The sequence below is a fragment of the Magnetococcales bacterium genome, assembly GCA_015232395.1.
Taxonomy (GTDB): domain Bacteria; phylum Pseudomonadota; class Magnetococcia; order Magnetococcales; family JADFZT01; genus JADFZT01.
Map to the genome: position 1 here is coordinate 2,044 of JADFZT010000008.1, position 21,470 is coordinate 23,513.

At 56.0% G+C, this 21,470-nt stretch carries 14 protein-coding genes; 4 read left to right on the plus strand and 10 right to left on the minus strand.

The window, feature by feature from the left end; all coding sequences use genetic code 11:
* The first annotated feature begins 62 nt into the window (after window positions 1-62).
* Genes HQL52_04055 through HQL52_04070 form a run of 4 tightly spaced genes read left to right on the plus strand, consistent with a single transcriptional unit; the run spans window position 63 to window position 5,523 of the window.
* Window positions 63-2,861 carry a CotH kinase family protein gene (locus HQL52_04055; GenBank protein ID MBF0368610.1) on the plus strand — a complete coding sequence of 933 codons (2,799 nt, stop codon included), beginning with the start codon at window positions 63-65 and terminating at the stop codon, window positions 2,859-2,861.
* A 9-nt stretch (window positions 2,862-2,870) separates the two neighbouring features.
* On the plus strand, window positions 2,871-3,629 hold the full coding sequence (locus HQL52_04060) for a polyphosphate polymerase domain-containing protein (protein ID MBF0368611.1): 759 nt from the start codon (window positions 2,871-2,873) through the stop codon (window positions 3,627-3,629).
* A gap of 59 nt (window positions 3,630-3,688) precedes the next feature.
* On the plus strand, window positions 3,689-4,375 hold the full coding sequence (locus HQL52_04065) for a DUF4956 domain-containing protein (protein ID MBF0368612.1): 687 nt from the start codon (window positions 3,689-3,691) through the stop codon (window positions 4,373-4,375).
* Window positions 4,372-5,523, plus strand: a complete 1,152-nt coding sequence (locus tag HQL52_04070) for an HlyD family efflux transporter periplasmic adaptor subunit (protein MBF0368613.1) — start codon at window positions 4,372-4,374, stop codon at window positions 5,521-5,523. Before HQL52_04065 ends, HQL52_04070 begins: the two co-directional genes overlap by 4 nt.
* A gap of 296 nt (window positions 5,524-5,819) precedes the next feature.
* Here HQL52_04070 and HQL52_04075 read toward each other — a convergent pair whose 3' ends face one another.
* The 10 genes from HQL52_04075 to purL all read right to left on the minus strand — a co-directional run bounded on the left by HQL52_04075 (window position 5,820) and on the right by purL (window position 21,465).
* Window positions 5,820-6,872, minus strand: a complete 1,053-nt coding sequence (locus HQL52_04075; GenBank protein ID MBF0368614.1) for a glycosyltransferase — start codon at window positions 6,870-6,872, stop codon at window positions 5,820-5,822.
* A 2-nt stretch (window positions 6,873-6,874) separates the two neighbouring features.
* Entirely contained in the window at window positions 6,875-8,353 is a 1,479-nt protein-coding gene (locus HQL52_04080; GenBank protein MBF0368615.1) for a radical SAM protein, read from the minus strand.
* Window positions 8,354-8,706: 353 nt separating this feature from the next.
* Window positions 8,707-10,239, minus strand: a complete 1,533-nt coding sequence (locus tag HQL52_04085; protein MBF0368616.1) for an acyl--CoA ligase — start codon at window positions 10,237-10,239, stop codon at window positions 8,707-8,709.
* Between the two features lie 368 nt (window positions 10,240-10,607).
* Window positions 10,608-11,258 carry a sugar transferase gene (locus tag HQL52_04090; GenBank protein ID MBF0368617.1) on the minus strand — a complete coding sequence of 217 codons (651 nt, stop codon included), beginning with the start codon at window positions 11,256-11,258 and terminating at the stop codon, window positions 10,608-10,610.
* Window positions 11,259-11,704: 446 nt separating this feature from the next.
* Complete coding sequence (gene ffh / locus HQL52_04095; GenBank protein MBF0368618.1) at window positions 11,705-13,132, minus strand: signal recognition particle protein; 1,428 nt, start codon at window positions 13,130-13,132, stop codon at window positions 11,705-11,707.
* Between the two features lie 128 nt (window positions 13,133-13,260).
* Window positions 13,261-14,127 (minus strand): sulfurtransferase, encoded by an 867-nt coding sequence (locus HQL52_04100; GenBank protein MBF0368619.1) that lies wholly within the window; start codon window positions 14,125-14,127, stop codon window positions 13,261-13,263.
* Between the two features lie 484 nt (window positions 14,128-14,611).
* Window positions 14,612-15,187, minus strand: a complete 576-nt coding sequence (maf, locus tag HQL52_04105; GenBank protein MBF0368620.1) for a septum formation inhibitor Maf — start codon at window positions 15,185-15,187, stop codon at window positions 14,612-14,614.
* Window positions 15,188-15,544: 357 nt separating this feature from the next.
* Window positions 15,545-16,126 carry a DUF3157 family protein gene (locus HQL52_04110; GenBank protein ID MBF0368621.1) on the minus strand — a complete coding sequence of 194 codons (582 nt, stop codon included), beginning with the start codon at window positions 16,124-16,126 and terminating at the stop codon, window positions 15,545-15,547.
* A 164-nt stretch (window positions 16,127-16,290) separates the two neighbouring features.
* Window positions 16,291-17,073, minus strand: coding sequence for a hypothetical protein (locus HQL52_04115; GenBank protein MBF0368622.1), 783 nt, complete (start codon window positions 17,071-17,073; stop codon window positions 16,291-16,293).
* 504 nt (window positions 17,074-17,577) lie between these two features.
* Window positions 17,578-21,465, minus strand: coding sequence for a phosphoribosylformylglycinamidine synthase (gene purL / locus HQL52_04120; protein MBF0368623.1), 3,888 nt, complete (start codon window positions 21,463-21,465; stop codon window positions 17,578-17,580).
* Between the last annotated feature and the right edge of the window lie 5 nt (window positions 21,466-21,470).

A 21,470-nucleotide genomic window follows, 5' to 3' on the forward strand; every position in this document is an offset into this window, starting at 1 on the left:
CGTTTCGGTTACCGAGTAGGCGCTTTTTCACCAAATATCCAGGACAGGACGCCAAGTTCGGCGTGGACCATCAAAATGCCCCTGAACGGGGTTGGCGCTTCCTGGCTCTTCTGCTTCCTCTGATCAGCCTTTTCTCCCTCTCTACCCTACCCGCCTCTGCACGTGCCGACGGGGTGATCATCAACGAAATCATGGCAGCCAACGCTGCTAGCCACCTGGATGAAACTTTCGGCAATTTTTCTGACTGGTTTGAACTCTACAACACCGACATCCACTCTCTGGATCTCAGCGGCTACACCCTGACCGACGATCTCACCAAGCCTGCCAAATGGCCCATTCCCGAAGGAATTGTCATTGAGGGAGGTAGCTCCCTGGTTTTTTGGGCTGACGATGCCAACCAGGATAATCACACCAACTTTCAGCTGGAACAGAGCGGTGAAACCCTGGGGCTTTTCACCCCAACAGGGGAGCTGGTCGATAGCGTCACTTTCGGCCCCCAGGTCACCGATGTCTCCTATGGCCGCATCTTGGGAGGGAGCGATGTATGGCTCTATTATGCCGTTCCCACCCCCAACGATATCAACAACACCAACGGCCTATTCGAGGCCACACAGGCGCCTCCCCCCACATTTTCCCTCTCCGGGGGCATGCTGCAATCCCCCCAGGAGCTGCGGATTTTTACTGAAACCACTGGCGGGATCATCCGCTTTACCACGGACGGAACTCTGCCGACTCCCAATGATCTGGACGCCTCTATTCTCTACGACACCCCCCTCACCATTAACACCTCCACCATTATCCGGGCCCGGGTCTTCTCAGAGGAGTTCCTCCCCAGTCGAACCGTCACCCGCTCCTTCCTGTTTGCCGATGGTTTTGATCTGCCCATCATCTCTCTGGTGACCAATCCCGGCTATTTATGGACCGATGAGATGGGGATCTATGTTTTCGGTCCATCGACACCTCCCGACAGCTCTGGAGATGGCAGTGGGGAAACAACAGCGGATGAGGGAGAGGATGAGGAAGAGGAAGAGGATACACTGGGGGACATGATCTGCCGGGATATGCCGTTCAATTATAATAAAAAATGGGAACGACCCGCGCATCTTGAGTTTTACCAGAACAATCAACTGGAATTTAAACTCGATGCAGGCATCAAAATCTTCGGAGGGTGCTCCCGCTCTTTTCCACAAAAATCCCTGGCCGTTAAAGTTCGGGAAAAATATAGCGGTTCGGCCACCCTGGACTACCCGCTTTTCCTCAACAACACCAATCAATACACCTCTTTTGTCTTGCGCAACTCTGGCGGGGACTGGTTTTCCACCATGTTTCGTGATGCCATGATGCAGAGCCTGCTCGATGGCCGGATGGATATGGATAAACAGGCCTACCGACCCGCCGTACTCTTTTTGAATGGTGAATTTTGGGGCATCCACAATATTCGTGAAAAACTCGATGAAAACTATCTGGCGACGCACCACGGAATCGATCCGGAAAATGTCGATATTCTCGAAGGGGACGGTCTCGCCATTGCGGGAGAAACAGACCACTATGAAGAGATGGTGGAAAAACTCTCCCAGATGGATCTGGCGGAACCGGAATCCTTTGTCTATGCCGACAGCGTGGTGGACCTGGATGAGTTTACCAACTATCTCATGGCCCAGATCTACTATTCCAATGGGGATTGGCCGGATCACAACATCAAGTTTTGGCGCTCCCGGGAGGAGGGTGAAAAGTGGCGTTGGCTACTCTACGATACCGACACCGGTTTTGGCCTGATGGACAGCGAAAGCTACAGCGTCGATACTCTGCAGGCAGCCACCTCTACTGAGGATGACAGCAATATCGAATGGTCCACCTTCCTGGCACGTAAGCTTCTGGAAAATAGTTCCTTCAAAGATCACTTTCGCCAAGCCTTTGCCATGCACCTTAACCAAACATTCGACATTGATCGGGTGATTGGGGTGATTGATGAATTCCAGTTGAATCTGCAACGGGACATGGTGGCCCATCTGGACAAGTGGACGGCCATTTCCACCTCTGAAGATCCCATCGTTGACTGGATGGATAACGTCGAGGTGATGCGTGAGTTTGCCCGCAACCGCCCGGAATATATGTGGACCCATATTTCGGATCGTTTTTCCGAGGATGGGAAGATTGACGTCACCCTTGATACCTCCGGTGAGGGACGTGGCAGGCTGTTGGTGGAAGATATTGAGGTCATCGACCTACCCTTCACCGGCACATTTTTTGCGGATGTCACCCTGGAAGTTGCCGCTATTCCCGAAGAGGGTTCCCAGTTTGTGGGATGGGAGGAGCGGGAGGAGGAGGATAATCCTCTGCGCCTGGGCTATTCCGAAAACCTCACTCTCACCGCTCAGTTTGATGAGTTGGCCCCCATCGTCATTCGGGAAATCCACTACAATCCCTCCTCAAGCCAGGGGGATGATTCTGATTATGAGTTTATCGAACTCATCAACATCGGCCTGACCCCCATTGATCTGACCGATTATGCCTTCAGCGAAGGGATCGAGATGACTTTTCCCGATGGCAGCGTGATCGACACCCAGGAGATCATTGTGGTGGCTCGCAACGCCGAGACCTATCAGGATCAGGGGTATCAGGTTTTTGAATGGGAGAAAGGCAAGCTTTCGAATTCGGGGGAGACCCTGACGCTGATCAATGCTGAAGGCAATGAGGTGGACCAGGTGACCTATTCCGATACACTACCTTGGACACCCAGTGCGGATGGCGGCGGGGGGAGCTTGGCCCTCATCAACCCGGCCCTGGATAACGCCGCCCCTGAAAACTGGTGGGTAGGTCCCACCTTTGGTGGCACCCCAGGCTCCGATTCCGTTCTCTAAGCTTGATCGATGGCCGCCACCCACCATCAGCCCCACGGATTGCCCACCTCCCGCCATGAGTGCAAATATTTTTTGCCTGAGCGGCAGGTGGCAGATCTGCGCCAGTTCATGCAACCCTTCATGAAGCTCGACTCCCATGGGATGGACCGGGAGGGGGGGCGCTATCCCATTGTCAGTCTTTATCTGGACACCCCAGACTTCAAGCTCCACCATCAGACGTTACAGGGGGTGAAAAATCGCTTCAAGCTGCGGGTGCGAACCTACTCGGATGATCCGGGGGGGCCGGTTTTTTTTGAAATCAAGCGGCGGGTGGATAAAATCATCATCAAGCACCGGGCCAAGGTTTCCCACCAGGAGGCCCAAGCCCTGCTCTCTGGTTCCGGAGCCCCTTTCATAGGCTCGACTGATAAGTTTATGGAGCTTTCGTTGCGTCTGAAAGCATGCCCCGTCGTTCGGGTGCGTTATGATCGGGAGGCGTATGTTTCCAGGAGTGGGGATTCGGTGCGGATAACCATCGACAGCCATCTGACCCACCAAAAAACCTTGGATCCTCTCCTTGCCATGGGGGGAGAAGGGTGGCAGCCTACCCCGGTTGAAGGCCACATTCTGGAGATCAAATTTACCGAACGCTATCCTGCCTGGGTGCAGGAGTTGATTCGGGCGTTTGAGTTGCAGCGGATTTCGATTCCCAAATATGTGTTGTCGGTGAAGGAGGCCTTTGGCTCTATGCCGAGGTTGGATCCTCTCGGACAGCGGCTGCAGACTTGATGGCCCGGTTGGAGGCTTGATGGACCGTTTGGAAAATTGATGGACTGCTTGGAGAGTTGATGGACCTGTTGCTGGCCATTTTGAACAAACCGATTGGATCGACCCCCATGGAGGTGCTGGAGGCGACGGCGCTGGCCTTTCTCTTTGCTTTTGTTTTGGGGCAAGGTGTCGCCTGGGCCTATACCATCACCCATAGCGGCCTCTCCTATTCCCGCACATTTACCCAATCCCTGGTGCTGCTGGCGATGGTAGTGGCCATGGTGATGCGGATCATTGGGGACAATCTGGTGGTGGCTTTTGGTCTGTTGGGGGCGCTCGCCATCGTGCGCTTTCGCAACGTGCTGAAGGATACCCGGGATACGATTTTTGTCTTTCTCTCCATTGTCATCGGCATGGGGGTGGGGACGGGAAAATATCTCACCACCATGCTGGGGGCGGTGGCGATAGTGCTAGTGCTTTTTTACCTTCACTTTACCGGGTTTGGCACCTTGGATCGTTATGACGGACATGTGAGTTTTCTGCTCAGTGGCGGGAAGGGTGAAGGGGATTTTTCTCAAGTGATGCAGCGGTTTTGCCGAAGTTTCAAGTGTATCTCCCTGCGTCGCAGCCAGGATGCCGCCAACTATCTGTTTCAGGTCAGACTGCGGGATCCGGGTCGAAGTGCGGAATTTTTGGAGGCGTTGCGGCAGATATCCGGCACCAGCGATGTCGCTTTGGTAGAGCGTGAGGAGTTGACGGAAACATGAGCCCGAAAGCCCAAAATCGTCCCATACGCAGACCCTTCAAAAGGGTGCTGGCGGATCTTGCCGGGGTGGGCTATCTGGCTGTGTGGCTGGTGGCGGTGGGGGCTATCGGCTTGATTTTGCGGGATCGGCTGCAGGTGGCGGAATATACCGGCCTGGCTCAGGGCAGTCGCTATCACGTCTCTGCCACGATCCCGGGCCGGATCGATCAACTCCATGTGGAGCTTTACGACCGTGTGTTTGCCGGGCAGCTGGTGGCCACCCTGGAAGATGATCAGGTGATGGCCAAACTGAATGTCGCCAAAGCCAAACTGGATCTCTCCCGGACCGAGCTGAAAAAAGCCCATTATGATGTGGTGGATGGGGTGGGTGCCTGGCAGGGGGAGATGCGTCGTTTTGCCATGGATGAAGCCCAGTGGCGCTTGGAGGCCCTGGCGATGCAGGTGGCTCTGGAAACCGATCGGGTGGAGCTGGAAAAGGTCCATCGGGTGGTGGAGAGGCTGCGTTCCCGCCATGTGGAGGGGTATGCCACGGATGCGGAGTTGGATGCGGCTGTGTTGGAAGAAAAACGCCTGCGAAAACAGATAGCCGGCCACGAAAAGCAGCTCCGTCAAACCCAGGCCAACCGGCGTGATGCGGGGGATCGGCTGAAGGGTTTTGTGGGTAATCTTTCCATGGATGGGGATCCGACCACGATTGTCATGGCTCCGCTACAGGTCGCCATTGAGGTGGAAGAGGCGCGGCTGGAGGAGATTCGGGTGGAGCGACGCAAGCTGATTTTGCGGGCACCGGTAGCGGGCAAGGTAAGCCAGGTGTTGGGGAGGGCTGGGCAATCTTTGCGGGTGGGTGAATCGGTGGTGTTGATTGACCAGGGGGTGGCCTCTGAGGTGGTGGCGTATCTGCCCGAGTCCCAGAGCCGCAACGCCCAGGTTTCCCAACCGGTTCAGATCAGCCGCAGCAGCGATCCCACAACGGTAGCCGACTCCCTGGTCTTGCGGATTTCCCCCACCATCGAACCGATCCCCGAACGCCTGTGGCCCACTCCCGACCGCCCCATCTTCGGCAGGCCCATCGTCCTCGCCCCCAGCGCTACCCTCCCCCTCCTCCCGGGTGAAAAGGTTCAGGTGCGCCTTCTCTCTACCACCCAATAGCCCCTTCCCCTTGCACTGTGGGGATTTTCTCTATCAATTGTTTGATAATCGCTCAATCACCACCCCTGTGAGAGAGGCCTCCCCCAGCTTGAAACTCAAGAATGATATATATAGTTGAATATTTTGCGATTTCTGTTTTTATCTGAAGCGTGTGGTGGGCACAAAAGCAGTGCTCTCCCTACCGTATATCTGTCGGATGGAACAACTTTGGGAGAGTGAAACCGAGGATAGGAGAAAGGCTGCTGGGAGCGACTGCAAGGGAAGCGCAGGAGAATCAAGCCACTGCAAAAACCGATCTAGGCTTTTTTGGCTCGCAACAGCGCCCAGAACACCCCACCCCCAATCGCTCCAGCCCGAACCAGCAGCATGAAGGGGGTGATGAGGCCGGCGGGGAAATCTTTTTTCAGGGCGGTGATGGAAAAGGGCAGAATCAACAATAGCAGAGGCAGGGAAAAGAGAGCCGGAACCAGCCAACCCCAATGGGGAAAGAGCCACCACAGGGGTAGCGTGCCCAAAAGCGCCCCCAAAAACAGCACCTGCAACTTTAATGCTTTCGGGGTGTAGGTATCCTTCAGCATTTTGTCGGGAAAACGGCGATAAACCACCATCCGCCAATAACCCCGGCCAAATTTCAGCTTATAATAACCCCAGGCGGAGTTGGGATGGTTGAGGTGGGCGACAACCGCTTTGGGATTGAAAACCATCCGGTGACCCGCTGCCACCATGCGATAGGAAAGCTCGGTATCTTCGTTGTTGGCCACCGGAAAGGAGATATCAAACCCCTTCATCCCCTGGAAAATCTCCCGGCGAAACCCGGCGGAATAGGTGTCCACCATATCGATGGCCTCCACCCCCGAAAGCATCTCGAACCGCTCTTCGAATTCCAGCTGGGAAAAGCGCGCCACCCACTCCCGCTGCCGGGTGATATAAGCCCCCTTCACCGCCGCCACCTCCGGATTTTGGAAAGGCTTCAGCATCTCCACAATCCAGTCAGGCTCCGGCACGCAGTCCGAATCGGTAAATAAAATCACCTCACCACGGGCTTGACCCGCACCACGGTTCCTGGCAGCGGCTGGGCCTTGATTTTCCTGATGGAAATAACTTACCGGAAAGCTACGAATGATCTCCCCGGTTTGATCCGTTGAGCCATCATCCACCACGATGATTTCAAAGCTCTCCGCTGGCTGGGATTGGTTGAGGAGCGCCTCCAGGCAGCCTCTGATGTGGTTTTCGGCATTAAAGGCCGGCACCACCACCGAGACGATCAAGTTATTGCTATTGCCCGTCCCCTCCAATCCACTATCCGACTGATCGGATCCATCCCCCTCACCCGAGGCATCCCCCTTCACGATCAGCAATCCTCAGCCTTTTTGATGTCGGAGCCCTTCAGGAGATATTTGGCAAAGGTTCTCGCGGATTTCAGATTGCGCTTGATCTCCGACGGATGGCGAATCATCTGCCAAAGCTTGTAGAGAATGTAACGGGGACGCAGATAAAATTCCCGCCGGGCATCATCACAAAAACGCACCAAATCCTCGCTGGAGAGACCCTCCCCCCGAATGATGGTGTTGTGCAGCCCCTGGGGGGTCAGCCACTTGGAAAAGTCCCGGGTGGCAATCAACCCCTTCTCCTCAGCCCATTTGAACGCCTCGGTGCCGGGATAGATCATCACCGGATAAAACTGCACCGTCTCGGGCGTCAAACGCTTGGCCAGATCCAAGGTGTTGGCCATGGTCTCCCGGGTCTCCCCAGGCAAGCCCACCATAAAGCAGCCGTGGACCAAAATACCCGCCTTGCGCGCAGACTCCACAAAGGGCTGATATTTTTCCAGGCTCATGGCTTTATTGATGCGATCCAGCAGATGCTGGTTGCCGGTTTCAAACCCCACACACACACAACGACACCCCGACTCCTGCATCACCTTCATGGTTTCATAGTCAAGATCGGCCCGGGCGTTGGCGGTCCAGGAGATGCGAATCCCCCGGCGTATGATCTCTCGGGAAATATCCGCGCACCGCTCCCGATGAATGGTAAAGGTGTCGTCCTCAAAAAAGATCGATTTCACCCCCGGAAAATTTTGAATGATCGATTCAATCTCGTCCACCACATCCTTGACACTGCGGACCCGCATCTTGTGACCCATCATGGTCTGGGGATAGACGCAAAAAAAGCAGTGGTGGGGACAACCCCGGCTGGTGGTGATGGTCACCATGGGGTGGAGGCTGTTGGGGTTGAAATAGTTTTCGATGCGGAGAAATTTTTTATAAATGCCGCTCACAAACGGCAAGGTATCCAGATCCTCAATCGGACCCCGCTTGGCCGTGCGCTGGGGTTTGCCATCCACCCGGCAGCAAAGGCCAGCCACTTCACTGAGAGACATCTCCCCAGCTGCTACCCGGGCCACATCCAGCACCGTCTCGTCATATTCACCCACAGCGATGGCATCGATAGCGTCACTCAACACCAGGGACTCTTCCGGCAGAGCCGAAACATGGGTTCCCACCATCAAAATCAACACCCCAGGCACTTTTTCCTTCAGGGTTTTGCAAATATCAGCATCGTTGTAAATCGACGGGGTGCTGGTATCCACCACGATCAACCCGGGCCCCAACTTGTCGATACGCTGCAAAACATAATCCAGATCGTGATCGTCCGCCGGAGCATCAATCACATCGATCTCATGCCCCTTCGCCTCGGCCAACGCCGCCGCCGAACAAAGCCACAAGGGAAAATACAAAGTCCCGCTCTTGGTAACCGCTGGGCTCCGCTGAGGCCGGGAATAGTTTTTCAGAAAGGGGGGGTTCAAAAAGGTGATCTTGGTTCGACTCATGGGTTACCCCGTTATGTGCTGGCCCACAGGAAGGACGCCCCCCCTATGAAAACCCTGTTATTTTCAAGATACAAAGCCCCTTCCCCACCGGATGGCTCCAGCTTGAGGGGGAATGTCCGTTGGCAGGACGACCCATTCACGAGGAGTAGGCGATTGTTCGACTTTGAGTTCAATCGAAATAGTTTGGCTTGCCTGGAAAGTAAAGTCAAAACCGTGAGGGTTCCCCCCTACACCCCACAGGGGGATGTCATGTAAATTCAAAAGATTAAAGATACAGATCAAAAGAAAGACCTTGGGGGGAAAGAATCCCCCCCAATCCCCCCCTCTTTTTTTTTAATCGTATAAAGTCAAAATCAAGCCAAAGATTTTTTATCGATCTTGCCGCTGCCGATCTTGGGAAGCGCCTCTCGAAAAACCATCTCTTTGGGCACCATATAGTTGGCCATTTTTTCCCGGCAAAAAGCCGCCAAATCCCGGGAAGTCACTTCCGAACCCGCCTCACGCACCACAAAAGCCTTGGGAACCATCCCCTTGCGCTGATCTTGCACCCCAATGACCGCCACCTCCCGCACACCGGGATGAGATTGCAGCAATAGCTCCACCTCCAGAGGGAATACCTTGAGGCCAGCCACCTTGATCAAACCACTTTTTCTCTCTAAAAAATAGAAATAGCCCTCTTCATCCTGACGAACAATATCACCCGTCAAAAGCCAATCGTCCAGCACCGTCAACTCACGACCCCGATCATAACCCGGAATCACACCCTCCCCCCGAAAAGCCAGCTCACCCGCCTCACCCACAGCCACATCCCGACCTTCATCATCCACAACCCGAACGTCATAATAAGGGCAGATCCGGCCCGCAGAACCATCGGTACGAAAGGCATCCAAACGATTGGCCACCGCAATACCAGTGGTTTCAGTAGAACCCCAAACCGACAGCAAAGGCACCCCAAAAGCCGCCATAAAGCGCTCAATGATATCCGGGCGGGTAAACATGCCACCACTCTCGGCAAACCGAAGCTTGCCCAGATCCAAATCAGCACAGTTGACCGCCAAGGAATCAAACATGGGCGCCAAACCCATCATGCAGGTGACCCCCTCGCTCTGGACCGTGCGGACAATGGTCTTGGGATTGATCTCCTGCAAAAATATCTGGGTGCCGCCAGTGTAAAGCGCCCGGGCAAAAAGCTCGTGGGGATGGGCAAAGGGCGCAAACATGCAAAGATGAACATCCCCCTCGGTCATCTCCAGCACCTCTACCGCTGAACGGGTGTTCCAGTAGATATTGGCATGGGTGGCAAATGCCCCCTTGGGATCTCCGCTGGAGCCGGTGGTATAGTTGAGATAGGCGATATCTTCCACCGCCACCGGAGGGATATCAATACCGGGATGGGGTTTGCTCGCCTCACCCCAGGCAGTCACCCCATCGCCAGCCTCACCGCCCACCTGGATCAGCAAAGGGCTCCCATCCAGAGTATCCTTGGCCAGGTGCAAAAATTTTTCGTGCACCACCACCACCTTCGGCCCTATCCCCTGTAAAAACGACACAACCTTCGGTTCTTTCAGGGAAAAATTGACCGGAACCGCCAACGCTCCAATCCGGGCAGCCGCCAGAAAGGCGATCACCAGTTCAGGCACTCGGGGCAAAAGCAGGCAGAGATAATCCCCAGCCCCCACTCCCGAAGAGAGCAGATGATCAGCCAGGCCATTGACCCGCTCCCAACTCTCTCCATAAGTCAAACGCTGAGCAGAATCAACCAGGAAAGGTTTGTCAGGATGGCGTTGCCGCTTTTCATCCAAGGCATCCAGCAGAGTCAAAACCCGATCGGGCATGGCCTGGGAAAGAGACGTATCGGCAGGTGATGTGGTGATGGGTCGGAGCATGGCAAAGATGCGCTTAAATGGTTGTACCGCCAATGATTGCAACAGATGCCGGAACGGATGAACCGGAAGGCACCGGTGTGCGCCGATATAGACTGCTCTTGAAGGGGAAAAATTCAGCGGAATCTTAGTGGTGTGAAGCAGGCACCGAAGGAGATGGGCTCTTTTTTTTCGTTGGAACCGGTTTCCCTGGGATTTTCTTTAGGATTTGCACCCTCGGCAGCCCTTTGTACCCGTGAGGACTTTGCCATTCTGAGGATGCTTAATGCTCCAGGGAGCTGTGCTGCCTCCTGTTTTTCCGTGGCAGCCCTCTCACCAAGATCCATCCCTGAAAGCCACCCCCCCTGGGAGAGTTTCAGGTACCCTGCTTTTCAGCGTGCTCCTCTTCGGCCTATAACGGCACCGATTGTGAGGAAAAGAATTTTGATATCCAACGCAATAGACCAGTGACGGACATATTCGGTGTCATATTTGACCCAGTCGCTGAACTTGTCGGAATCCCTGGCTTGTATCTGCCACAGGCCGGTGAGTCCGGGCTTGACCGACAGCCGTGTCTGCTTCCAGGTGGGATGACCCTCCATCTGCTCATCTGGCAGGGGGCGTGGTCCCACCAGAGACATTTCCCCACGCAGAACGTTGATCAACTGGGGGAGTTCGTCCAGGCTCCAGCCCCGCAAAAATCCCCCCACACCCGTGATTCTGGGGTCATCGGTGCACTTGAACATGGGGCCGTCCACCTCATTTTCGACATCCTTCTGCATGGCGCTGGCGTTGGGCACCATGGTACGAAATTTCATCATCGGGAATCCAACCCCGTTGAGTCCCTGCCGAATTTCAGAGTAGAAAATCGGTCCCCGGGAACCCAGTTTGACGGCCAGGGCAATGCATAACATAAAAGGCGACAGTAAAATCAACAGGGTCAGACTGCCAAAAAAGTCCATCAGACTTTTGGATAGGGCGACCCCTGAAATATCCACATTACCCTGCGCACTACCGACGGAATTCATGGTTTCCGGCTGCATGTCGTTCCTCTTTGGTGGCGTTTGGTCGGGGTGGAATGTGCTCAATTGGAATCGTAGCCCAAGAAGTGGAATGGACCGATTTCCAGACCTCTAATGCCCACGAATGGTAGCAGACCAGCACCGTTATTGTCAATATGGCCCCCTCCCATATTCCTCTCCTGCCTCCATAAAAAAAACCAATCTCAAGCCCCCTTCCATCAGGAGGTATCGGATTGGCTTTTGGGAAACACAGGGCACCCTGTTAAGCGGAAAAAAACAGTTTTTTCCGACAGATGATCGATTGATCCGGATTAACCGTTCGATCACCATCCAACCAGAAGATGCACCCCTCTCAGGCACATCCTCCTTCCCCGCCTCACGCCGCACCGAAAGGATCAACCAGACCCGTTTCAAAATACAAAACTGTGCTAAACCTTTCAGACAAACCCGGCAGACGAAGGTTCCGTTCAGAACAAACCACCCCCCCCGGGAGGCATACCCGGCATACCCGGGGGCAACCCTCCCCCACCCCCCATCCCGGGCGGCATTCCCCCACCCCCCATACCGGGAATCCCACCCCGCATAAACCCCTTCTTACCCAATTTACCCAGGCGCTTCATCATTTTTTGAGTCTGGGCGAATTGCTTCAACAGGCGATTGACCTCTTGAACCGAGGTGCCGGATCCCTTGGCAATGCGCTTTTTGCGGGAAGCGTTGATAATTTGGTGTTTGTTCCGCTCCTTGCGGGTCATGGAGAGAATGATCGCCTCCACCCGTTTCATGTGGCCCTCATCCATCTCCATGGATTTGCCCTTCATCGCCTGCTTCATACCGGGAATCATGCCCATGAGGCTTTGCAGGGAACCCATTTTTTTGATCTGCTGCATCTGGCCGAGAAAATCTTCCAGGGTAAAATCGGCCTTCTGAATTTTTTTCTGGAGCTTGACGGTCTCCTCGATATCCACCTTTTCCATGGCGGTCTCGACCAGGGAGAGCACATCCCCCATGCCGAGAATTCGAGAGGCAACCCGGTCGGGATGGAACGCTTCCAGGCCATCCAGGGTTTCGCCGGTTCCCATAAACTTGATGGGTTTGCCGGTCACCTCACGAATGGAAAGCGCCGCCCCCCCCCGGGCGTCACCATCGGTCTTGGTGAGCACAACCCCGGTGACTCCCAACTGCTCGTTAAAACTTTTTGCGACCGTGACCGCATCCTGACCGGTCATGGAGTCAGCCACCAGCAACACTTCCACCGGATTGACCAACGCCTTGACGTCCGCCAGCTCCAACATCAACTCTTCATCGATGTGCAACCGACCTGCCGTATCGAGAAACAGAACATCCGCCCCCTGGTTGCGGGCGCTCTGCAGGGCGCGCTCGGCAATGGCACGAGGATCTTCGTTGGCTTGGGTGGCGACCACATCAACCCCGGCCTGTTCACCCACCACCCGCAGCTGATCCATCGCCGCCGGACGATAGACATCCAGGGAGGCGAGCAGGCTTTTTTTGCCCTCCTTGGCCAACAAAAATTTCGCAAGCTTGGCGGTCGTCGTGGTTTTACCCGAACCCTGCAACCCCACCATCATCACCACAGCCGGAGGCTGCACCGCCAGATTCAGCTGCTCGTTGGCACTCCCCATCAGGTGAACCAACTGGTCGTGGACCACCTTGATCACCTGCTGACCCGGAGTGAGGGAGCCCATCACCTCCTGCCCCACCGCCTTTTCCCGGACCCGATCGATAAACCCCTTGACCACATCAAAGTGGACGTCCGCTTCCAGGAGGGCAACCCGCACCTCCCGCAGGGCTTCTTTAATATTTTTTTCGTTGAGCGCTCCCCGGCCCCGAAGCTTTTTGAAGACGCTTTCAAAACGATCGGACAGATTATCAAACATGCCAGTCAGCTCCTCTCAAGGCTTTGCAGCCACGAATAGATCAACGATCCTTCTGCTTTCTGCCGCACCCAATACAATAAAATCGGCTGCCAAATTTTCAGCAGATGCAACACTCCCAACAGCCATCCTTACCGGCTTTTTTCACCCTGCACCACCGGCAAGTTACGCATCCCCCACTCCATCATGGAACCATCATAGAGGCGAACATCCTTAAAGCCCAGGTGACGCAGCAGCGCCCAACTCTGTGCAGCCCGATGGCCCGTGAGGCAATAGACAATGATGGGGATCTCCAAATCCTTGGCCCCTAATTCGGCATAGCGGGCCAAAAGCTCCTCCCGGCTTCTCAGCAGTGGCGTGCGTGGGGCCACCAACGTTTCGGTCCAATCCAGGTGTACCGCTCCGGGGATGTGACCCCGAGGGGGCTTCAGAGTCATCCCCACATACTCCTTCTGGGTCCGGGTATCGATCACCAGGGTCTCCCCCTGTTTTTCCGAAAGGGCCTGCAACTCCTGCCAATCCACCTCCCAGCGGGTATCGGGGTTGGCCTGAAATTCGGTCGGTTGCAACCTTGGGTTATGGTGTTCCTGGGGTCTATCCGCCTGTAGCCACCCCCCGAGCCCACCATCGAGAATCGCCCCCTTGTGGTGCCCCATGCTGGCCAGGGTCCAGATCAGGCGGGCGGCATCGGTCCCCCCTCCCAGATCATAAGCCACCACCCGGGTATCCGGGCCGATCCCCATATTACCAAAAACCCGGGCCAGATGGTCTCTATCCGCCCGCATCCCTGACACCCCCTCCCGGATGCCCAAAATCTCCTTGTAGGGAAAGAGAGGGGCTCCTGGAATATGAAAGCGGTGGTAGTAGAGATCTCCTCCCACCTGAAAAACCTTAAGATCCGGTTCGTCGATATGTTGGGCCAACCAGTCGGCATCGACAAAAACCCCCGGAAATCCGGAATCGGTGGCAGCGTGGGCATCGGTGGAAGAGAGAGACATGATCAGTACCAGTATAAGAGTGAACGCAGTGGGGAGTACCACCCCTGCCAGGGAGAGAGCACTCCATCGTATCTGCCGGGAAAACCGGATAGCCGGTTGGAATATCAGAAAAAACAAACGCAACACTGGAAGGCTTTCAAAATGACCAAGAAAATCGGCAAGGGAGTGGCGAGATCACCTGGCCCGGGGAAGATATAGCAACTCCAATCCAGAATTGGACATATGCCGCTGTACTTTTTCTGTCATTCCCGCGAATGCGGGAATCCAGAGTGTCTGGCACAAACCTTTCCAAATCTTGCTTCACTTTCAGCAAAACACCGGCCTTTCTTGAAGATTTGGTTATTCCTTGAGGGCAATCATCAGCTCCCTGGATCCCCGCCTTCGCGGGGATGACGAGTCAGGGAAGAGTGTCCAATTTTGAGGTAGAACTGCTATAAAATGCCAAAACGGCCCCCTTCCCAGGGAAGTTCTGGTAAAAGAGTCATCAAACCACTAAAACCCCTTCCTGTTCAAGCATGGTCGTCAACGCCATCAACGGCAGCCCCAAAATGGCTGTGGGATCCTCTCCTTCCATGCGTTGAAAAAGGGCAATCCCCAACCCTTCCGCATGAAAACTGCCCGCTGAAGCGTAGGGCTCATCCCGCTGAAGATATCTGTCGATCTGCTCCGGGCTCAATTCCCGAAAATAGACCGCCGAAGAGACCACCCGCCCCTGCATCCGCTCCCGGGCCGGATTATACACAGCAAGACCGGTCAAAAAATCCAATCTTTTGCCGCTGGATCTCAGCAGCTGCTCTTTGGCCCGGGCATGATTTCCCGGCTTGCCCACTACCTCTCCAGCCAACACCGCCACCTGATCGGAACCGATGATGAGGGCATTGGGATGATCAACTCCTCGGGAGCGGGCCTTGGATTCAGCCAGGCGTAAAGCCAAATCCCGGGGGGCCTCACCGGGGAGAGGAGTCTCGTCGGTGTGGGGGACAAGAGGGGTAAAAGAGAGCCCCAGCCGCTCCAAAAGCTGTCGACGGATTCGGGAGGTGGAGGCCAGTATCAGTTCCATGGTGAGGATGGTGAGGTCGGTTTCAAGACAATTTTTCTGATTGAATGAGGGGGGTTCCCCAATCCCGACATCACCAAAGGGGTGTCGAGAGATTTTATGAATAGAATCTATGGGGGAATTTAGACGGTTTGGCCTGCAAAGGTCAAAGGGGATCCTGCGTCAACCTGAAACAGGAGGGACGGTGGTTTCAACAACCAGAAAGGGCTGTTCGGTGGAAGAGTACAAAACAGGCAGAATCAGCTATCAGCCACTGACTCAGACTTTAAGGAAACAGGATAAGGAAGGCGGCTGCCTTAAAACAAGCTCAGAAAAGGCCGTTGCCATCCATCTCGATAGATCAAGCCATAAGCTGGAAGATCAGCCACCCAAGCGCAGATGGGTTACCTGAGCCTGCACTTTTCCCGCCCAGGATGAGGGGACCAGATCGGTGCTGACCTTGAAGGGCCGATTTTTGGTTGGGGGCAGAGGATCCACCCTATCGCCAAAAATAGTTCCGACAGCCAGTGGGTTGACCACCCGCTGAAACAGCTGTTTGCCCTCGTGGTCGAGAAATTTGACCTCGATGTGGATGTCGGTCACCGATGTGCTGCTTTGATTGCTGAGGCTGGCCAAAACCACCCGATTGTTGGTTTTGTTGCGAGCTACCCGCAGATTGTTCACGGTAATGGCATCCAGCTCGGCTGGAGAGAGGGCTGTTTGCAGTTCTGCCTGAGTCTGAACGACTGCTTCAAGCTCTGCCTGAGGGGGTGCGGCTACCTGCTGGGAGGCGACTGGCTGATTGGAGGTAGCGGCCTCTACCGAATCCACGCCCACCAAGCCCAGGGCTGAAAAAGCTGCCAGAAGGCCTGCCAGAGAGAAGACAATACCGGCAAAAGCAATCACGATCGTTTTTTGATCAAAGCCCTTTTGAAAAATCCACCGGGCTGAAGTTTGTTTCATAGTCTTTTATCTCCTTCCGGATGACTCCCGCATTTACTTCACGCAATCGTCGGGGAAAGAGCATAACAATTTTCCACTTTAATTCACATCAAAATCGACCAACCGGATTGTAACTGTTCCTATCAATTGTAACTTATAGCCTCATTCATTATACTTTTGCATGCTTATTGGGCCGAATAGATCATCTCTCCCTCGCCCAACCGATAGCTGATGACTTTCACCGCCACCTGTCCACTCCACAGAGGCGAAACATCATCCACCTTCACTCCGAAACGCCGAATATTTCCATCCCGCAAAGGATTGATCCGATCCCCAAACACCCCGCCGGAAACCACCAGAGGATTGATCTCTTTCGTGACCAGAGGCACATTTTTGGAATTGACAAAGTAGATCGCCAGCTTGGCATCGGTGAGCTTTTCCCCACTGTTGTTGAGCACCTTGCCCACCAGCCGCTTATGCCCCAAAAGCCCCGTCCCGATGCGAAAATCCCCCACCACCACGGGTGCTGTCGGATCGGCCACATAGCTCAGCCACTCATGATCATCAGAGGAAAGTTCTTGATCTTCAACCTCCTCCCCTTGTGTGCCGGCGGCTTCTTTACGCGCCTTTTCCCACTCTTGCTGGGAGCTGTCTTCTGCCTGAGTTTCTTCCTCACTCTGTCGCTTGCTGGCCAGCTGCTCTTCCAGGGCCATGCGACGGCGCAGCATATCGGCCTGGGCTTCCTCTTTGCTCTTGCGCACCTCCCGCTGGGTACGGCCATCCTCACCCCGTGAGGCACTGGAACCTATGGAGCCCTTCTGTTCGATACTGGCATTGTCATCCCCATTTTTGGTGGGATCCTCCCAAAAAAACACCAGAAGGGCGACCACCAACAGGAATCCCACCAAAAACATTATCGCCTGTTTACGGGTTTTGGCTTCCGTTTCTTCATGATGATCTTGAGCCAATGGCGTCTCCTTCCAAAAAAACAAAAATCCCGTCACATCTCGGGAGCCGTTTTTGATCGTTATCGCTGTTGGGCTAACAGCAGAATCCCATTTCTAAAGGTAGGCACTTAACCTCCGGGACCGCATATATCATACCAAAACTAAAAATGCCGTTTCAGCTACTTATTGTTAATGAGTTGTGAATACAGAACAAAAAAAACACTTTCGGTCGGATTTTTTCCGCCCATAGACCAAAAAGGGGGAAAATTTTGCCGGGTATGGGAAGAGAGTGCCGGGCAACTTTGGCTATCGATCCTGCTTGGACGACCCCCCTTCCGCTTTTTTTGAACAACAAACAAAGCCGTGGCTGATGGCCCTCCCCCGAAAGCCACCCACCCCTGAATTGTGAATAAAGACCTCGCCAGATCAAGGCCATAAAAAAACTGGGAGGAAGCATTCCCCATCCCCCCGCTTGATTTTGGGCCGTTTAAATCAAACCTGCGCAAAAAACAAATCTGACTCAGATCACCCCAGCCAGGTTCGGGCGTTTTGGAACAGGCGCAGCCAAGGCCCCGCCTCCTGCCCCGACTCAGGCCACCAACTCAAGGCCACAGAGCGAAACGCCCGCTCAGGATGGGGCATCATGATGGTGGCCCGACCATCCTTGGAGGTCACCCCGGTCAGCCCCCCAGGAGAACCATTGGGATTTGCGGGATAATTTTCCGTAGGCGCTCCCCGGTTATCCACATAACGCATCACCGCCATCCCCCCATCGATCAGGGATTGAGTGGAGGTATCGGCCTGCAACAGCGCGCGCCCCTCGCCATGGGCACAGGGAATGGGCATACGCGAGCCTGCCATGCCCTGGAAAAGAACCGAATGGTTATCCGGAATCTCCACCAAAGCCAGGCGGGCCTCAAACTGCTCACTCTCATTTTTGACAAAACGGGGCCACTGCTCGGTGCCGGGAATCAACTCCCGCAGGTTGGAGAGCATCTGACAGCCATTGCACACCCCCAGGGAAAAGGTATCGGAACGGGCAAAAAAAGCCGAAAAACCATCCCGCAGTTGGCTGTTATAAAGAATCGACTTGGCCCACCCCTCCCCAGCTCCCAACACATCCCCGAAGGAAAACCCGCCACACGCCGCAAGCCCCTTGAAACCACCCAGCTCCACCCGGCCTGCCGCCAGATCGCTCATGGTCACATCCACCGCCGCAAACCCCGCCTGGTGGAAAGCCGCCGCCATCTCCACCTGCCCATTGACCCCCTGCTCCCGCAAAACCGCCACTCTGGGTTTGGCGCCGGTCAATATGGCTGGTACCGAATCAGGATCGAAGGTGAGCCTGGGGGAGAGTCCCGGATCCTCCACATCCAAAATGGCGTCATATTCCATATCGGCACACCGGGCGTTATCCCGCAGCGCCTGCATCCGCCAGGTGGTTTCCGACCAGATACGCTGAAGCTCCACCCGGGTGCGGGAGATTACATCCGCGCCATGCCAGGAAAAAACCATCCGATCCTGATGGTCAAGCTCGCCGATCACCTGGGCGATTCCCAACCCCTGAAGCCGCTCCAACACACCCTCGGCATCGGCTTTTTTGACCTGGATCACAGCCCCCGGTTCTTCCGCAAAAAGCACCGAAATTGGATCCTGCCCCAAACCATCCAACACCACCCGCAATCCCGTACGACCGGCAAAGGCCATCTCAGCCAGGGTGACGAACAGCCCGCCGTCGCTGCGATCGTGATAAGCGAGAATCGCCCCTTCCCGGGAGAGCACCCGAATCCCTTCAAAAAAGCCCCGCAGCACATCCGGAGAATCCAAATCCGCAGGCTGGTTGCCCACCTCGCCATACACCTGGGCCAGCGCCGAGCCTCCCAGGCGATTTTGGCCGGCACTCAGATCCACCAGGATCAACACCGTCTCCCCCTGATCCCGCCGTAACTGGGGGGTCAAACTCCGGCGGACATCCTTCACCGAGGCAAAGGCGGAGATGATCAGAGAGGTGGGGGCGGTGACGGAGCGGGCCTCATCTCCCACCTTCCAGACTGTTTTCATGGACATGGAATCCTTGCCCACCGGGATACCAATCCCCAAATCCGGACACAACTCCATCCCCAACGCCTCCACCGTGGCATAGAGGTTGGCATCCTCCCCCGGATGTCCCGCCGGGGCCATCCAGTTGGCGGAAAGCTTGATATCCCCAATGCGATCCACATCCGCCGCTGCCATGTTGGTGACCGCTTCAGCCACCGCAAGGCGGGCAGAAACCGGCCCCGAGATCAACGCCACCGGCGTGCGCTCCCCCATGGCCATCGCTTCCCCGGCCACGCCGCTGAAGCCCCGCGCCGTCACCGCCACATCCGCAACCGGCGTCTGCCAGGGCCCCACCATCTGATCCCGGCAAACCAACCCCGTCACCGTGCGATCACCGATGGTGATCAAAAAAGTCTTATCCGCCACCGTCGGCAGCCTGAGCACCCGATCAACGGCTTCATTCAGGTCGATCCCCTGAGAAGTAAAGGGGGGCAGAGCCGGTCTCAACCGGGAAACCTGCCGCAACATCCGAGGAGGCTTGCCCAACAGCACATCCAGATCCATATCGATGGGGGTCTGACCGGTGGTGGAGTCGGTCAGCACCAGGCGCATCTCCCGGGTGGCCTCGCCCAGAACAGCAAAGGGACAGCGCTCCCGCTCACAGATCGATTGAAACTGCTCCCGGGCACTCGCCGGGATGGCCAACACATAACGCTCCTGGGCCTCATTGCACCACACCTCCATGGGGGACATGCCAGGGTCGTCGTTGGGCACCCGGGCCAGATCAAACCGCCCCCCCACCCCACCGCCGTGGATCAACTCCGGCACCCCATTGGAGAGCCCCCCCGCACCGATATCGTGGATGGAAATGATGGGATTATCTTCCCCCAGCTGCCAGCAGCGGTTGATCACCTCCTGAGCCCGACGCTCCATCTCCGGGTTTTCCCGCTGCACCGAGGCAAAATCGAGATCCGCCAGCCCCGCTCCACTCGCCTGGGAGGAGGCCGCCCCACCCCCCAGACCGATCAACATGGCAGGCCCCCCCAGTTGAATAATCAGATCCCCCGGAGAGAGCGGGCGCTTTTCCACCTGGCGCCTGGCGATGGTGCCCATCCCCCCCGCCACCATGATGGGCTTGTGATACCCCCGAACCTCCTCCCCCACCTGCATCTCGAAGGTGCGAAAATAGCCCGTCAGGTTGGGTCGACCAAATTCGTTGTTGAAAGCCGCCGCCCCAATCGGCCCCTCCAGCATGATGTCCAGAGCCGAAACAATGCGATCTGGCTTGCCATAAGGAATTTCCCAAGGCTGGGTCGCCTCCGGAAAGGCCAGGTTCGATACCGAAAAACCGGTCAAACCCGCCTTGGGCCACCCCCCCCGTCCCGTCGCCCCCTCATCGCGAATCTCCCCACCCGAACCGGTCGCAGCACCGGGATAGGGAGAGATGGCGGTGGGATGGTTGTGGGTCTCCACCTTGATCAAAATATCCTGCTCTTCGGGGTGGTCGGCATAGAGAGCCGGGTCGGTGTCGCTGGCCGGTTTTGGATGAAACCACACCCCCTCCCCCCCCTGAATCACTGCGGCATTGTCCCGATAACGCAGCACGGTGCCCTCAGGGGAGCACTCTTCGGTGTGGCGAATCATGCCAAAAAGGGTGTGGGGCTGGGGGGTGCGGTCGATCTCCCAGTCGGCGTTGAAAATTTTGTGGCGGCAGTGTTCGGAGTTGGCCTGGGCAAACATCATCAACTCCACATCGGTGGGGTTGCGCCCAATGGCCGTAAAATGGTCCAGGAGATAATCCACCTCATCCCCGGAGAGGGCCAAGCCCAAGGTCAGGTTGGCCTCTTCCAGTGCACCCCGCCCTTGACCGGTCAGATCAATGGCTATGAGGGGCCTGGGGGCGTCGGTCGCAAAAAAGCGCGCAGCCCCTTCCCGGGTGAGGAGATCCATCCCCCCGGCAATCTGGGTCATGCGGTCGTGAATCAGGGGAGTGATCGTCGAAGCTGCGCCATCGGGGAGATCGCCAAAGTCGTAGATCACCCCCCGCTCCAGGCGGATGAGTTGATCCAGGCCGCAATGGCGGGCAATGTCAGACGCTTTGGTGGACCAGGGAGAGATGGTGCCGGGACGGGGGGTGACCACCAGGGAGGCAGGGCCGGGAGGCTCGACATCGGCCCAATCCAGACGCTGGGGGCCATAGCTCAAGAGCCTGCGCAAAAGCCCCTCCCCTTCCCCATCCAAGCCACGGGAAAGAGCCGCCAGGTGGACAAAGCGGGCGGAGAGCGTGGTAACATCCGGGTGAAGCCTGCGGATCTCTGCCAGCAGGCGATCCCGGCGAAAATCGGAAAGGGCCGGCGGCCCGTTGAGAATGATGAATT